This is a genomic window from Hahella sp. HN01 (assembly GCF_018986435.1).
Taxonomy (GTDB): Bacteria; Pseudomonadota; Gammaproteobacteria; order Pseudomonadales; family Oleiphilaceae; genus Hahella.
This window is the reverse complement of the sequence record NZ_JAHMIN010000004.1, coordinates 102,292-118,400: the sequence shown is the minus strand read 5'-3', so window position 1 is coordinate 118,400 and position 16,109 is coordinate 102,292. Positions and strand designations below refer to the sequence as shown.

Annotated in this window: 15 protein-coding genes; 1 reads left to right on the top strand and 14 read right to left on the bottom strand. The window is 55.0% G+C overall.

Annotated features, from left to right (window positions below):
* Positions 1-174: 174 nt before the first annotated feature.
* From asd to leuC, 4 genes are all read right to left on the bottom strand, one after another.
* Positions 175-1,290, bottom strand: coding sequence for an aspartate-semialdehyde dehydrogenase (gene asd / locus KP814_RS05475; RefSeq protein ID WP_216735808.1), 1,116 nt, complete (start codon positions 1,288-1,290; stop codon positions 175-177).
* 106 nt (positions 1,291-1,396) lie between these two features.
* Positions 1,397-2,479: a 3-isopropylmalate dehydrogenase gene (gene leuB, locus KP814_RS05470; protein WP_216735807.1), complete on the bottom strand. Its 1,083-nt coding sequence runs from the start codon at positions 2,477-2,479 to the stop codon at positions 1,397-1,399.
* 56 nt (positions 2,480-2,535) lie between these two features.
* Positions 2,536-3,186, bottom strand: a complete 651-nt coding sequence (gene leuD, locus KP814_RS05465; RefSeq protein ID WP_216735806.1) for a 3-isopropylmalate dehydratase small subunit — start codon at positions 3,184-3,186, stop codon at positions 2,536-2,538.
* Between the two features lie 10 nt (positions 3,187-3,196).
* The gene (gene leuC / locus KP814_RS05460) at positions 3,197-4,612 is read right to left on the bottom strand and encodes a 3-isopropylmalate dehydratase large subunit (protein WP_216735805.1); all 1,416 of its coding nucleotides are present in this window, start codon (positions 4,610-4,612) and stop codon (positions 3,197-3,199) included.
* 201 nt (positions 4,613-4,813) lie between these two features.
* Here leuC and KP814_RS05455 point away from each other — a divergent pair, with 201 nt between their 5' ends.
* Positions 4,814-5,695 carry a LysR family transcriptional regulator gene (locus KP814_RS05455; RefSeq protein WP_216735804.1) on the top strand — a complete coding sequence of 294 codons (882 nt, stop codon included), beginning with the start codon at positions 4,814-4,816 and terminating at the stop codon, positions 5,693-5,695.
* Here KP814_RS05455 and phaC read toward each other — a convergent pair.
* The 10 genes from phaC to KP814_RS05405 all read right to left on the bottom strand — a co-directional run bounded on the left by phaC (position 5,692) and on the right by KP814_RS05405 (position 15,992).
* Positions 5,692-7,503 (bottom strand): class I poly(R)-hydroxyalkanoic acid synthase, encoded by a 1,812-nt coding sequence (gene phaC, locus KP814_RS05450; RefSeq protein WP_216735803.1) that lies wholly within the window; start codon positions 7,501-7,503, stop codon positions 5,692-5,694. The genes KP814_RS05455 and phaC overlap by 4 nt on opposite strands.
* Before the next feature lie 135 nt (positions 7,504-7,638).
* Entirely contained in the window at positions 7,639-8,001 is a 363-nt protein-coding gene (locus KP814_RS05445) for a phasin family protein (protein WP_256445966.1), read from the bottom strand.
* A 385-nt stretch (positions 8,002-8,386) separates the two neighbouring features.
* On the bottom strand, positions 8,387-9,541 hold the full coding sequence (locus KP814_RS05440; RefSeq protein ID WP_216735801.1) for an MFS transporter: 1,155 nt from the start codon (positions 9,539-9,541) through the stop codon (positions 8,387-8,389).
* Between the two features lie 235 nt (positions 9,542-9,776).
* Entirely contained in the window at positions 9,777-10,892 is a 1,116-nt protein-coding gene (aroC, locus tag KP814_RS05435) for a chorismate synthase (RefSeq protein WP_216735800.1), read from the bottom strand.
* Positions 10,893-10,940: 48 nt separating this feature from the next.
* Entirely contained in the window at positions 10,941-11,846 is a 906-nt protein-coding gene (gene prmB / locus KP814_RS05430; RefSeq protein WP_216735799.1) for a 50S ribosomal protein L3 N(5)-glutamine methyltransferase, read from the bottom strand.
* A gap of 53 nt (positions 11,847-11,899) precedes the next feature.
* On the bottom strand, positions 11,900-12,946 hold the full coding sequence (locus KP814_RS05425; protein WP_216735798.1) for a patatin-like phospholipase family protein: 1,047 nt from the start codon (positions 12,944-12,946) through the stop codon (positions 11,900-11,902).
* A gap of 34 nt (positions 12,947-12,980) precedes the next feature.
* Positions 12,981-13,874 (bottom strand): DUF4892 domain-containing protein, encoded by an 894-nt coding sequence (locus KP814_RS05420; RefSeq protein ID WP_216735797.1) that lies wholly within the window; start codon positions 13,872-13,874, stop codon positions 12,981-12,983.
* 28 nt (positions 13,875-13,902) lie between these two features.
* Positions 13,903-14,748 carry an alpha/beta hydrolase gene (locus KP814_RS05415; protein WP_216735796.1) on the bottom strand — a complete coding sequence of 282 codons (846 nt, stop codon included), beginning with the start codon at positions 14,746-14,748 and terminating at the stop codon, positions 13,903-13,905.
* Positions 14,749-14,756: 8 nt separating this feature from the next.
* Positions 14,757-15,554, bottom strand: coding sequence for a TatD family hydrolase (locus KP814_RS05410; protein WP_216735795.1), 798 nt, complete (start codon positions 15,552-15,554; stop codon positions 14,757-14,759).
* 87 nt (positions 15,555-15,641) lie between these two features.
* Positions 15,642-15,992, bottom strand: a complete 351-nt coding sequence (locus KP814_RS05405; RefSeq protein WP_011396293.1) for a PilZ domain-containing protein — start codon at positions 15,990-15,992, stop codon at positions 15,642-15,644.
* Positions 15,993-16,109 lie beyond the last annotated feature (117 nt).

Here is a 16,109-nt window from a genome sequence, read left to right as displayed (position 1 = left end):
GCGGAGGTAGTTATTCGGAAACTGATAACTCCGTCCGAGTCAGGCGGGATTACCGCTCAAGCGAATCGGAATAAGCCTTTCACTTGAGCGGTATTGTAACGACGAATGCAAATTTTTCCAGATTTAACGGCGCCGATTGCGTCAAAAAACCGGCGCCGTCGCAAAACCCAGAGGTCAGATATTACCCAGCAAAATCGCCAGCGTGCGGCGTAACGGCTCGGCTGCACCCCATAACAACTGGTCGCCGACAGTGAATGCGCCCAGATACTCTGGCCCCATACTCAGCTTGCGCAAGCGGCCAACCGGAATATCCAGACCACCGTTCACTCGCGCCGGCGTCAGCTCGCGCATAGAGATGTCGCGGTCGTTGGGAATCACTTTCGCCCAGTCGTTGGACGTGGCCAGCATCTGCTCGATTTCCGGCAGAGGAACATCCTTGCGCAGTTTGATCGTCATCGCCTGGCTATGGCAGCGCATGGCGCCGATACGTACGCAAAGGCCATCGATAGGAATCGGCGCCCCTTCTCTGCCCAGAATTTTGTTGGCTTCCGCCTGCGCCTTCCACTCTTCTTTGCTCTGGCCGGAAGGCATGGGCTTGTCGATCCAGGGAATCAGGCTGCCGGCCAACGGCACGCCAAACTGATCCACAGGGAATTCGCCGCCGCGCATTCTTTCCGCCACCAGACGATCGATTTCCAGAATGGAGCTGGCGGGGTCGGCCAGTTCAGCAGAAACGCTGTCGTAAACGGAGCCCATCTGCCTGATCAGTTCGCGCATGTTCTGCGCGCCTGCGCCAGAAGCCGCCTGATAGGTCATCGGGCTGACCCACTCAACCAGATCCTGCTCAAACAAACCGCCCAGGGCCAGCAACATCAGGCTGACGGTGCAGTTACCGCCGATGAAGTCTTTGCGTCCCTGATCGATGGCGCGGTCAATAACTTTACGGTTAACCGGATCCAGCACGATGACCGCATCGTCTTTCATACGCAATGCGGAGGCGGCGTCGATCCAGTAGCCATTCCAGCCAGCGGCGCGCAATTGCGGATACACGTCATTGGTGTAATCCCCGCCCTGGCAGGAAATAATAATGTCCATTTCACTCAGGTCTTGAATGGAGGTAGCGTCTTTCAACGCTGGCGCGGGTTTGCCAAAGTCAGGCGCCGCCTGACCAACCTGGGATGTGGTGAAGAATATCGGATCGATGTGCGCGAAATCGTTCTCTTCTTGCATGCGCTGCATCAAAACGGAGCCTACCATGCCCCGCCATCCTACCAAACCCACTTTCTTCATTTGCTTCAAGACCTCTATGCGTTCAATGAATGATGCTGACGGACAGGGAAAGCCCCGAGAATTGGCGACTCTCCCTGATTCAGATGTATGAGTGCGACTTGGCGGGTCAGCGATCCGCCAGGACCCTCGCCACGGCTTCGCCCATTGCCTGAGTTGAAACGGACTCTCCGCTGGAGCCGGCGATGTCGCGGGTTCTTAATCCCTGGTCCAGCACGTCGCTGACCGCTTGCTCAATCGCCGCCGCCGCGTCTTCCGCAGCGAGAGAATAGCGTAGCATCATAGCTGCTGAAAGAATAGTCGCCAGGGGGTTGGCCATGTTCTGTCCCGCGATATCCGGAGCCGAGCCGTGACAAGGCTCGTACATGCCCTTGCCCGCCGCATTAAGCGACGCGGATGGCAGCATGCCGATGGAGCCAGTCAGCATGGCGGCTTCGTCAGACAGGATGTCTCCGAACATGTTTCCGGTGACGATCACGTCAAACTGCTTCGGCGCGCGCACCAGCTGCATAGCCGCGTTGTCCACGTACATATGGCTCAATTCCACATCCGGATATTCCTTCGCCAGCTCGTCCATCACTTCGCGCCAAAGCACGGTGACTTCCAGTACGTTGGCCTTGTCCACGGAACACAGACGCTTATTGCGCTTCTGCGCCGCTTCAAACGCCACACGACCAATGCGGCGAATCTCACTCTCGCTGTAAACGTAAGTGTTGTAGCCTTCGCGCTCACCGTTTTCCAGCGTGCGAACGCCACGGGGCTTACCGAAATAGATGCCGCCGGTCAGCTCGCGCACGATCAGAATATCCAGACCGGAGACCACTTCTGGACGCAGTGAGGACGCTTCCGCCAGCTGCGGATACAGAATGGCCGGTCGCAGGTTAGCGAACAACTCCAATCCGCTGCGCAGACCAAGCAATCCTTTCTCCGGACGAATCGCCATGTCCAGCTTGTCCCATTTGGGTCCGCCCACTGCGCCCAGCAGAATTGCATCCGCCGCCTTTGCAGCGGCCAGCGTCTCTTCTGGCAAAGGAACGCCGGTGGCGTCAATGGCCGCGCCCCCCACCAGACCTTCAGTGAAAGTCAGGCCCAGGGAAAACTTGTTGTTCACCACATCCAATACATTGCGCGCCTGCGCCACAATCTCTGGCCCAATGCCATCGCCAGGTAAAATCAGTACTTGTTTCGCCATGTTCAATCTCTGGAGTTTGTTTTAATGTCTTTCCGTATATATGGACCGGTCGTTGACTAGGATTGCACGCCTAAAAACATCCAAGGCGCCTCGGCCTTGCGGCGCGCTTCATACGCAGCAATCGCTTCTCTGTCTTCCAGAGTGACGCCGATTTCGTCCAGCCCTTTCAATAAACAGTGCTGCCTGAACTCATCCACTTCGAATGACAATTCAGTCCCGTCTGGCTTGATAACTTTCTTACGCTCCAAATCCACGGTCAGCTGATAGCCTTCCTCAGCGAAAGTTTCCTCAAACAGCTTATCCACTTCTTTTTCATCTAAAACAATAGGCAACAAGCCATTTTTAAAACAATTGTTGAAGAAGATATCCGCAAAGCTGGGCGCAATCACCGCGCGGAATCCGTAGTCGTCCAACGCCCAAGGGGCATGCTCGCGACTGGACCCGCAGCCGAAGTTGCGTCGGGCCAGCATGATGCTCGCGCCCTTGTAACGGGGCTGATTCAACACGAAGTCCGGGTTGATCGGACGCTTGCTGCAATCCGCATCAGGCTGCCCTTCATCCAGATAACGCAACTCATCAAACAGATTCGGACCGAAGCCGGAACGTTTAATGGATTTCAAAAACTGCTTCGGAATGATCATATCGGTGTCGACATTGGCGCGATCAATGGGCGCCACCACACCTGTGACCTGAGTAAATTTCTTCATGGGGCGCTCCTTAAATCAGCTCTCTGACATCAACAAAATGACCGAACACCGCCGCAGCGGCGGCCATAGCGGGACTGACCAAGTGGGTCCGACCGCCGAAGCCCTGACGGCCTTCGAAATTACGGTTGGAGGTGGACGCACAGTGCTCGCCCTGCCCCAACTTATCCGCATTCATGGCCAGACACATGGAGCATCCTGGTTCGCGCCATTCGAGACCCGCTTCGATAAATATTTTATCCAGGCCTTCCTGCTCCGCCTGCTCTTTCACCAGTCCAGAGCCTGGCACCACTAACGCCTGTTTGACATTGGCGGCGACCTTGCGGCCTTTGACGACTGCTGCGGCTTCGCGCAGGTCTTCAATTCGCGAGTTGGTGCAAGAGCCGATAAAGACGCGATCCAGTTTGATGTCGGTAATCGCGGCGCCAGCTTGCAAGCCCATATATTTCAAAGCGCGGCTGATGCCTTCTTTGGCGGTGGCGTCTTCCGCTTTTTCCGGATCGGGAACGCTGCTGTTGACGCCAGCGACCATTTCCGGGGAGGTGCCCCAAGTTACTTGCGGCTCAATGTCAGCGCCGTTCAATTCAACGACTTTATCGAATACAGCGTCGGAGTCGCTTTTCAAGTCGCGCCATGCTGCGACGGCTTTGTCCCACAACTCTTCTTTGGGGCTGTAGGGGCGACCCTTCACATATTCGATGGTCTTGTCATCCACCGCCACCAGTCCGGCGCGGGCGCCCGCTTCAATGGCCATGTTGCAGATGGTCATACGTCCTTCCATCGACAGGCTTTCTATCGCCTCGCCTGCAAACTCCATCGCGTAGCCAGTGCCGCCGGCCGTGCCGATTACACCGATAATCGCCAAAATCACGTCTTTTGCGGTGACGCCGCGAGACAACTGGCCATTCACTTTGATCAGCAGGTTTTTCATTTTCTTTTGCACCAGACACTGGGTGGCCAGCACATGCTCCACTTCCGAGGTGCCGATGCCATGGGCCAATGCGGCGAAAGCGCCGTGGGTCGAGGTGTGAGAATCGCCGCAGACGATAGTCATTCCTGGCAGGGTCGCGCCCTGCTCCGGCCCTATCACGTGTACAATGCCCTGACGCTTATCCAGCATCTTGAACTCAACGATGCCGAACTCTTCGCAGTTTTCGTCCAGCGTCTGCACCTGGATACGAGAGATGGGGTCTTCGATGCCCTGTACGCCGGCGCTGCGTTCCGTGGTGGGCACGTTGTGATCCGGCGTCGCCAGGTTAGCGTCCACGCGCCAGGGTTTTCTACCCGCCAGACGTAATCCTTCAAACGCCTGGGGCGAGGTAACTTCGTGCAGTAATTGACGATCGATATAGATAAGCGCGCTGCCGTCGTCGCGCTGTTTCACTACATGGGAATCCCATAATTTGTCGTAGAGGGTTTTGCCCGCCATGATAGTTACCTCAGAGTATTCATCGCTTTTTGAATTTGTTATCCGGACTTTGTTGCGCCTTGATCCGCGTCCGGGTCGCCACTTCCACGTTCATCCGTTGATAACGACGTCATGGGGCGACATGTATCGGCAATGCTAGTATTCAGGTTAGAATAAATCCAATTCATATTTTTCATATTTTCCATAACCAAACGGAATAGCATGGACTTACTCGATCTGAAGACCTTCATGGCTATCGCAGATACGGGCTCATTCTCGCAGGCCGCGGAATTGCTGCATGTCACTCAGCCTGCGGTATCAAAGCGCCTGGCCAACCTGGAGCAGCATTTTGCCACGCCATTGATTGAGCGTCTGCCACGCAAGGCGGTATTGACCGACGCTGGCAAGTTTTTACGCCAACGCGCCGCGACGATACTGCGTGAAGTCGACAACACGCAGGCGGAAATCCTCAATCTTCACAGCAGCGTCGCCGGGGTGTTGCACCTCGCCACCAGCCATCATATCGGACTGCACAGATTGCCAAAGGAAATCAGGCGCTTTTCCCGCGCCCACCCGGAAGCGGAATTCGATCTGCAGTTTTTAGCCTCGGAGGACGCCGAGCAGGCATTATTGGCGGGATCGGTGCAATTGGCGCTGGTCACGCTTCCTGAACAGGTAAAGGCTCCCTTCACCGCCCATGAGCTTTGGCTGGACCGCCTCGTTTTCGTGGCGGAGCCGGATCACCCTCTCACTCACAACACTGACTTACAACTGTCCGATCTGGCGGAGTATCGCGCACTGCTGCCAGCGCCGCACACCGTAACGTTTCAGTTGATTTCATCGCTGTTCGCCGGACAGTCTTTGCCGCTGGCGACATCCATGCCCACCAATTATCTGGAGACGATCAAGATGATGGTGTCGGTGGGACTGGGCTGGGGCGTACTGCCGGACTCCATGCTCGACGACAGCGTCGCCGAGCTGGCGCTGGAGACGAATCTCTATCGCAAGCTCGGCGTCATTTACGACTCCCGACGCACCCTGAGCAGGGTCGCGGAAGCTTTTCTTCGACAGCTCAGGGGAGAAGCGCCGCCAACAGCGCCTTAATGCCCGATTACATCGGCGATGCGTTGCTTCACGTAAGTGCCCGGGGCATCTTCGATCACGGCCAGTTCGCGGTCTCCCGGAACCCGGGCCGCTACTTTTTCTCCGGTGAAAGGCTGTATCCATTCGCTCCAATGGGGCCACCAGGAGCCTTTGTGTTTCTCCGCCATGGCGAACCAGTCATCCGGGTCGTCGGGTAGCTGGTCTCCAGTCCAAAAACCATACTTCTCCGCACTTGGGGGATTCACCACGCCAGCGATATGCCCGGAACCGGACAATACGAATTGCTTGGGACCGGAGTGCACGCGGGCGCCGCCATAGGTGGTCTTCCACTTGGCGATATGGTCCTGAATGGTGGAGAGGAAAAAGGCCGGCGTTTTGATCTTGCGCAGGTCAATGGGAGTATTCATCAGAGAAATCCCGCCCGGCTCCATCAACTTGTTCTCCAGGTACATATTGCGCAGATAGTAGCTGTGCATGGCCGCTGGCAAGTTCGTGCTGTCTGAGTTCCAGTAGAGCAAGTCAAATGCCGCCGGTTTTTCCCCCTTCAGATAGTTATTGACGAAGAAAGACCAGAACAGATCGTTCTCCCGCAGCATGTTGAAGCTGAAGGCCATGGCGCGACCGTCATAATAGCCAGCTTTATCCAGTTGCTTCTCTATGCCGCTGATCGCGTGCTTATTGATGAACACGCCAATGCCGCCAGGGTCAGTGAAGTCCAGCAGCGTCGTCAGATAAGTCGCCGACTTGATGCGCTTGGTCTGCTTCTTCGCCGCCAGATACGCCAGGGTACAGCCGAGCAAGGTGCCGCCGACGCAATAACCAATGGCGTTCATCTCCTTCTCGCCTGTGGCTTTCTCCACCGCATCCATGGCGGCCAGCGCGCCTTCCACCATATAGCTCTCAAACGTTTTGTCCCGCAGAGCCGGACCCGGATTGACCCAGGACACCACGAATACAGTGTGCCCCTGATCCACAATCCACTTGATCAACGAGTTTTTCTCTTTGAGATCCAGAATGTAGTACTTGTTAATCCAGGGCGGAATAATCAGCAGCGGCGTCTTATATACCTTCTCTGTGGTGGGCGTGTATTGAATCAGCTGCATCAGGTCATTCTGATAGACCACCTTGCCCGGCGTGGTGGCGACGTTGCGCCCCACTTCAAAGGCAGAAAAGTCAGTCATGGAGATATTGAGCAGATTGGGATTCTTCTTGTAGTCCTCCCAAAAGTTCTTCATGCCTTCCAATAAATTACCGCCGCCGCTGGATAGCGTCTTCCGCAGCACTTCGGGATTGGTGAGGAAGAAGTTGGTCGGCGCCAGCGCATTGACCAGCTGCCGGGTGTAGAACATGAATTGATCGTGTGTGTGATTGCCGGAATCCTCCAGCGTATCCACCAGATCCAACACCGCCTTGGAGTTCAACAAATAGGCTTGTTTGAGGTAATCGAAAAGAACGTTATCGTTCCACTCTGGATCGCTAAAACGGCGGTCGCCATCTTCCGGCATGGCGATCGGGTCCGGCTTTTTGCCAAGAAGACGTTTCAGGCTGCCGCCCAGCAGGGACACATGCCCTTTCGCCAGTTCAAATTCCTTGCCGGCGAGACGCACCGGATGCAGCGCCAGTTGCTCGGCGATGTCCCTGTAGGAGCCGAGCATATCCATCAGAGCCGACACTTGGGCGTCATTGACGTCCCAGTTCTTATTTAAAAAATCCTGCAGAGAGTTTCTGTAATTTTCCGAGGAAGTATTAACCGCGTGAAAAACCCTGCGCAGCGCTCTACCGGCCACGCTTCCCTTGTCGTCGCTCATTATTTCCATTTCCCCCTGGCCAAAATGACTTAAGGAGTCGGCCGGAATCCAACTACTCCGGGCGCGGAACCGGCCAGACTCATGAAAAAACGCCTGCGGGACAGGCGTTTATCTTGGAAAGTCTATGATTCGCTGTCAGGCGCCGGTATTACCGGCTGGTTTATCAGCGCCGTTGCGTGAGGTGGCGAGAATTTTCTCAACTTCATCTTTGAACTCAATGCCCATGTCGCCCAGCACTTTCATGTCTTCAACCCACTTCTTGCTGATTTCGCTGGCGAGCTCCGCCTGGCCTGCGGCGAAGTTTTTCAGAGACTCCACATCCTTGATGTCTGCGATATCCTTCCATTGTTTCATGGTCAAGTCTGCGTAGGACTTGGCCGCATCCATCTGGAACTCAGCTACTCTTTCCAGGTTGGACACAACCAGAGAGCCGATTTTCCCAACCGGTTCATACATGTGTTTTGCTTGGTCAGCAAAGTTCCCGAAGTATGATTGCATAGTAATCACCCAAATATTCCTGATTGGTTTGAACGTAACTACCCTGTCCCGGCGACAACAAACTCCCTGCTGGGCAGAAGTATTTTATTGCCATATCTGAAACTTCACAGCAAAAAATTGCGCTCTATTCCAGGGCGACTGCTTACAGCCGTTAGCCCAGTGTAGAGCGGCGACCTGTCAGCGCCGTTGATGCAAGTCAAAGCTCACGGCAAATCGCGAGCCCGTTTCAACGCCATTCCGTCAGGCTGACAAAAATAGTAGAAACATCCTCCCGCCCCCTGCAATACGACTATCCGCCAGCCATCAGCGCATCGGAGACAGCTGGCGGCGGTCTTGGCGTCACTTCAGAGGAAGGCCAGCCCAGGCTGCGCAACGCAGCGGAAGGTCAGTCCCATAACGCACCAAGATTACGGCGTTTAAGTATCAAAATTATTGCAGAAAGAAGACAAACGCCTGCGGCGGCGAGAAAGGTAAAGGTAGCGCCCAGGGGATCATAAATCGCGCCGCTGACATTGGCGCCAATCGCTCCGCCAACGCCAAAGCTGACCGCGCTGTACATCGCCTGCCCCTGCCCTGCATATTCTTTAGGGAAAGCGCGATGAACAAACTCAATCGCTGCGGCGTGCAAACCGCCAAAACTGGCTGCGTGCAGGGCCTGAGTCAACACCAGCACCCACCAGTGCTCCGCCAGCAACGCCACCCCCGACCAGCGTAGCGCCGTCAGCAACAGGCAGCTGACCACGATGACATACAGCGAATAGCGGCCCAGCAGGCGGTGCATCGCGGAAAACAACAGTATTTCCGCCACCACGCCCACGCTCCAGAACAGACCGATCATGGTCATGTCGTAGCCCAGCGATTTCAGATAAATACTGAAGAAGGTGTAAAACGGGCCGAAAGAAATCTGCCCAAGGCAGGCGATAAAGAAAAACAACAGAATCGAGCGATTCTTCAACAGCCCCAGAAAGCCGGTAAACCCCGCTGACTCCACCTTGCCGGTATCGCCGCGAATAATACAGGCGCTTAGGAAAATACCCACCAAAAGCGCCAGCAATAGCCAAGGCAACAACGCCACCGAATACAGGTTGAACAAAGCGCCGAAGCTGGTGACGGAGACGACAAAACCAATGGAGCCCCACAGGCGCACAGAGCTGTAACGCGCCCTCTCGTCGCCCAGGTTATGCAGCGTGACCACCTCAAACTGCGGCAGCACCGCATTCCAGAAACAACTAAACAAGGTCATCAGCAGCGCATGCCACCAGAAGCCCTGAATGATCAGCAACCCAGCGAAAAAGAAGGTGGCGCAGGCGCTGCCCATACGGATCATTAAAAGCCGTTTGCCGGTGGCGTCCGCAATCCAGCCCCACAGGTTAGGCGCCAGGATACGGGTCAGCATGAGGATGGACATGAGCTGCCCGACCTCCAGCGCATCGAAGCCGACATGCTCTAGATAAACCGGGAAGTAAGGCGAGATGCCGCCCACCAGGGCGAAATAGAAAAAGTAGAAGCCCGCGAGCTTCCATATGGGCTCTCTGGTCACGAGATATCCGTTTGTCAGGTTACAACTGATGACAAGACGCAGCCTCTGCAATGAGAAGCCGCGCCAATACTTTCAACCTTAGGCGTCATCCTTTCATCAAGGCTGACCGGGGCGCACAGGCCCCGACATTCCGGGAGCAATTGAGCGCTGAGGCGTTAGCGGCTCCTGACTTCCCTGCAGGAAAAATTGTCTCATACGCCTTGCCTGTATCTGGATATCGACGACAACGCGTCGCTTAGTATTGCGCCTTCGTCCGCGCAATGGCGGCGATATCAGGCGTGTCCACTTTAACGTCCGCGTTCTGTCCGCGATGACGCAGCAAGTGATCCATCAACACCATAGCCATCATGGCTTCCGCAATCGGCGTGGCGCGAATACCCACACAGGGATCGTGACGCCCGGTGGTGATCACCTCTACAGGATCGCCATTCACATCGATGGACTGGCCCGGCAGACGCAGACTGGAGGTCGGCTTGAGCGCCATGTGAGCGATTACGTCCTGGCCGCTGGAGATGCCGCCTAACACGCCGCCTGCGTTGTTGCTCAGGAAGCCTTCCGGCGTCATCTCGTCGCGATGCTCAGTGCCTTTCTGCTCGACCACGTCAAACCCGGCCCCTATCTCGACGCCCTTAACCGCATTGATACTCATCAGAGCATGCGCCAGATCTGCATCCAGACGATCAAAAATCGGCTCTCCCAAACCGGGAGGAACGCCTTCGGCGACCACGGTGATTTTAGCGCCGATGGAGTCGCCTTCTTTGCGCAAGGCGTCCATGTACTTTTCCATTTCCGGAATCTTATCCGCATCCGGACAAAAGAAAGGGTTGTCGTTAACGATAGACCAGTCCACTTTCTCGACTTTGATCGGTCCCAGCTGAGACAGATATCCGCGAATGCGAACGCCATAGACAGTCTGCAAGAACTTCTTGGCGATCGCCCCGGCGGCCACCCGCATGGCGGTCTCGCGAGCGGAGCTGCGACCGCCGCCGCGATAGTCGCGCACGCCATACTTGTGCCAGTAGGCGTAATCCGCATGCGCCGGACGGAACTGGTCTTTGATGTTGGAATAGTCTTTGGATTTCTGGTCGGTATTTTCGATTAACAGACCAATCGGCGTACCGGTGGTTTTTCCCTCAAATACGCCCGACAGAATGCGCACCTGATCAGGCTCTCTGCGCTGCGTCGTGTGGCGGGAGGTTCCCGGCTTGCGGCGATCCAGGTCAACCTGCAGATCTTCTTCCGTCAGCGGCAATCCTGGAGGGCAACCATCAACGATGCAGCCCAGCGCCAGGCCGTGACTTTCGCCGAAGGTCGTGACCGTGAATAACTTGCCAAATGTATTTCCAGACATAGGGGTATATCACTTTTTGCAATTTGAAACTTAATCGACGGCCATCGCCTATAGCAGTTCGCGACAGCCGAGCAAATCGTCTTTAGTCATGACGAAAACGCCGTCTCCGCCATTCTCGAATTCAGGGAAGATGAACATGATCTCCGGATAGGAGTTCTGCAGCGCTTCCATACTGTTGCCGACTTCACACACCATGAACCCGCCATCGCTTAGGAAGTCTGCGGCGCGAGCGAGAATAATCCGCGCAGCGTCAAGACCATCCGCCCCGGAAGCCAGCCCCAGCTCGGGCTCATGCAGATATTCCGGCGGCAGGCTGTCCATATCCGGCTTGTCGACATATGGGGGGTTGGTGAGGATCACATCAAATTCGCCATGCAGCGCGTCGAACATGTCTGACTCCACTACTTTACAGCGATCCCCCAGGTGATGCCGGGCCACATTTTTACGCGCCACTTCTAAAGCCAGCGGGGAGATGTCCGCCAGTACGACTTCCGCTTCAGGGAATACGTGCGCCGCCGCGATGCCAATACAGCCGCTGCCGCAGCACAAATCCAGAATACGTAGTGGAGGCTGTTCAAGCCAGGGTTGCAGATCATTTTCCAGCAGCTCCGCAATGGGAGAGCGAGGAATCAGGACGTCCTGAGTGATATGAAACGGTAATCCCATGAACCAGGCTTCGCCCAGAATATATGGCGTGGGAATACGCTGCAGCACGCGCTTGCCGATGGCCTCGGCCAAGGCCAGCTTTTCGTGATCCACAAGACGAGCGTCCAGCATGCTCGCGTCCACGTCCCAGGGAAGGTGCAACGAACCTAACACCAGGTGCACCGCCTCGTCCCAGGCGTTGTCCGTGCCATGGCCAAAAAACAGTTCTTCCTGATTAAAACGGGACCAGGCATAACGAATAAAATCACGAATTGTCTGCAACTGCAGGAAAGACTCTGGTTCGAACACAGCACACCTCAGAAAAAATGGAGCCCTATTATAGCGACGCTTGGCGGCCGCGCCTAACCGGATTCAACACCATTCCCCTCTAACTTGCCTTCTTTGGCGAGTTTGTCCAGGGTGCGCTCGGCGATTTCCCGGCCAAGTTGAATTAATTCCGGAGCTTTATGGTACTCAAAGGTACGACATACGCCCTTGGGAATATTGATCAGAATATCCGGCGGATACCCCGCCAGTTTGTATTGCGTCAACGAACTCTGCATCGCCTCGAAAGACAAGTTCATAATGTCGAACTTGCCCAGACTGAGCCGGGTCTCCATAGCGTCATCCGTCGACGCTTCATCTTCAGTACTCACCGCCTCCGCGCCGCCAGCGCTGTTCGGCGTCGGCTCGCCTATCGCTGGCGCGCCAGGGGGTGAAGCTGCAGCACCGGAAAGCGCCTCTTCTTCCCGATCAAAGAACTGCGAGGCTTTTTCCCACACGCCCGCAACCCATTCCTCAAATCGGCGATCCTGCTTGATCTCCGTTTTTTCATAGAGTTTTTTCTCAGCCTGATAATCGTAATAACTGAGATTGACCGCAATAATATAGTCAGCGTGAGCGGAGATGGTGGGAATGATCGGCAAGGGGTTCAAAAGACCACCGTCTACCAGGACGCGATCCTTAATGATTTCAGGAGTCAGCAGGCTGGGAATAGCGACTGAAGCCCTTATTGCCTGATGCAGCGGCCCTTCCTGAAACCACACCTCTTTTTGATGCAGCAGATCTGTAGCTACGGCAGTGTAAGCGATGGGCAAATCTTCTATACGAATGTCGCCAATCAACTCCCGCACCACGGAAAAGACTTTCTCTCCCCGAATGGCGCCAGGGGAAGACAGGGAAATATCCAGCAGGCGCAGTACGTCAAACTGATCCAGCCCGGTAGCCCAGTCTTTGAACTCTCTCAGCTTGCCCGCCGCATAGATGCCGCCAACCAACGCCCCCATTGAGCACCCGGAGAGCGCAACAATGTTATAGCCGCGTTCCAGCAGTACCTCAATCACGCCAACATGCGCATATCCGCGCGCGCCACCGCTACCCAACACCAACGCAACTGTTTTCGCCGCCATAGCCGATCATTCGCTCCAAGTCTTGGTTATGCGCTCAGGGGACCGCATCAACCGTATGTATCTCCAGATAACTGGCGCTCTCCGCAAAATCCTCTTCATCCGCAAAAGGCCCTATCACAATGAGGCGAATTGAGCCGGAGGGAATCGCCTGCTGCGTTAAATACACGCGAAACCTGCGAGCAAGGTCGGCGGCGTGCTCATAATTTTCAACGTCCGTGCGCTTTGATGAGTGACTATAAGAGGCGATAAATATTTGGAAGTCTGCAGGATTCGCCCTCACTTTGCTCAGCCAGACGCCCAGCTTGCCATTCAAAGAACTCGGTCGCTCCAGATCAGCTTCGTCAATGGTGATCTGCTCCCGCTTGCGCGCTTGCATAGCGACTTCAGCGTTGTTCAGCTCAACCAGCTCCACATGCGCAAACACTCGCTGGTTGGCGCGGCGCACCGTATAAATCGCCACCGCATAAGCTGCGTCCTGCGCCTGAAAGGTGGCGGCAAGGTACTGCTGATAATCATCCAGTCCATACAGATAAGAACGCTTGAAAATCACGTTCGCCCAATCATTGCTGCGCCCACAATCGCGGCCTTCGCAGCGATACAAAATGTTCGCATTCAGTCGCTGCAGCGCTTTGAGATAATGCTGCATCACCTCCCTGGGTTCATGCACCTGGGGAATCTCATATGACTTCTGCGTCAGTTGACCGCTAACCCGCTCCTCTTTTTCTGGTCTCGCGACGCTGCCGAGAGACGCTAACGGGCCTGTCGCCAAGCGATACTCTGGCGCATTCACCGCACGATCGCCAACCACGTCCGCCAGCGGAAACAGAGGCAACAAATCCTCCACGCGACTTCCTGCGACCGCGATCGCCATCTGGCTAAACGCCGCCCAAAGGACCCACAACAAGCGCAAACTGTCTTTTTTCTTCATTATTTATCCGTATCGTATGCGTCCAGGATCAACCCAAAAAATCATCGATGATTTGCGCAAGACCGTCGACATCTCCATCCATATGCAAGTGGTGACCGCCACGAAGAGTTTCTTTTCTCGCCGCCGCCAAGGCCTCAATCCTCGCATTTTTCTCAGAATCGAGCGAAATAAACCCCTTATCCCCCGCCACCAGCAAAGTTGGCGTCAAAATGGAGCGCAGATAAGCGTTCACCTGCTCTTCACTGAAACGTAAGTATGAGGGCCAACGCAAGCGCGCATCCGTACGCCATACCCAGCCGTCCCTCACCGGCTGAATGTTACGCTCCACCAGAATGCGGGAGGCTTCCGCCGACAGCCCGCCAAAGCCGCGTTGCCGGTCTTCCACTAATTTCTCAATGGTATAATAGACCTTTTTCTGACCTGATTTGGTGCGGGTTTTGGCCAAGGCTTTACTTAGATTGGCGGGAACTTCATTGGGAGTCGCAGCAACCGGCCCCAAGGCCTCGATCAGTATCAAACGGGCAATACGATCCTGGGCCGCCGCCGCATATAACGAGCTGATCACCGCGCCTAATGAATGCCCTAACAAAATAGGACGATTCCATCCGAGAGCGATAAGCGCCTGATCCACCTCATGGAGATAATCCAGCAAATGGTAGCTGGACCCGAGTGGTCGATGCTGGCTGTAGCCGTGACCAGGCAGATCCACAGCGACGACCTCGTAGCCAGCAGCGGCTAAACGAGGCGCCAGAAAGGAAAATGACGCAGCGTTATCCAACCACCCATGCAGCGCCAGAATTTTATTCGGCTGCCCTTCCCCCCAACGTAATGCCGCCAGTTTAATATGGGGAAGTTGCAGGGTCAGTTCATCCATGGCGTACTTCAGCTACCCTCAGCGCTTTGTCGCGTTTTGAATAAGCGATGAAAGTTGTCGGTGGTCGCTTGCGCCGTCTTATCCAAAGACAATCCCTTCAAATCCGCCACACATTGAGCGACTTCCACCACCCACTGGGGCTGGTTGCTTTTGCCTCGATAAGGAACAGGCGCCAGATAAGGAGAGTCGGTTTCCACCAGCAAGCGCTCTATCGGCGTCTGCTTGACCACCTCTCGCAGCTCTTCCGCATTGCGGAAGGTGATAATGCCGGAAAACGAAATATAGAAATCCAGATCTAACGCGGCTCTCGCCATATCCCAACTTTCGGTGAAGCAGTGCAAAACCCCCTGCAGTCCTTTAGCTGAGTATTTTCTCAACAGGTGAAGCGTATCTTCCCGCGCCTCCCGAGTATGCACGATGACCGGCTTGCCGATATCGCACGCCACACTCAATTGCTTTTCAAACATTTCCTGTTGGTTGGCTTTGCTGTCCTGATCGTAGTAGTAATCCAGCCCACACTCGCCAACAGCTACCACCTTATCGCCGGACATCGCCAGCTGCGTAAGGTGATCAGTGCTCAAATCCACTGCGTTCATTTTGGCTAATGGGTGAACGCCCGCAGAGCACCAGATATCGTCGTAAGCTTGGGCGATACGGTAGACGTCATTGAAGTTATCCAGGTCGATATCAACACAGAGGAAACCGGATACACCACGCGCTCGCGCCTGGTTCAAAGCGACGGTCAAATCGCCGTCGGCCTGGGACAGATCAATGCGATCCAAATGACAATGGGAATCTATCAACATCTTTAAGTGTGGTCTGTAGAAAAAGGAATTGGCTCAGAGCATGAGGCCGAATCAGCCGGCCTCCGGCATAAACTGAACGGCGCGCAATCACATAGTATGCGTCGGGCGGTCGGAGTTCAACGCTCCGGCAAGATAGGTCTCGATCTTGTTCTTCGCTGTCTCATCATCGCTGTTAAACTGCACGCCAATACCGGCTGCACGGTTTCCCTGGGCGCCCTTGGGCGTCACCCAGACAACTTTACCCGCCACCGGAATCTTTTCCGGCTCATCCATCAGATTCAATAACAGAAAGACTTCATCGCCCAATTGATAGTTCTTTGAGGTAGGAATAAACAGACCGCCATTACGAACAAAAGGCATGTAAGCAGCATAAAGCACTGCTTTGTCTTTTATGGTTAACGTCAATATGCCACTGCGAGCACCAAATTTTGGAGGCATAGTATTCTATTCCCTTGATTTTCGTTCTAAGACAAGCATATACCAATTTTATCAAACTCGCGCAGAGTTTAGCGCAATAGCTATCAAATGCCTCGGGTTATTTGTATAATGTTATGT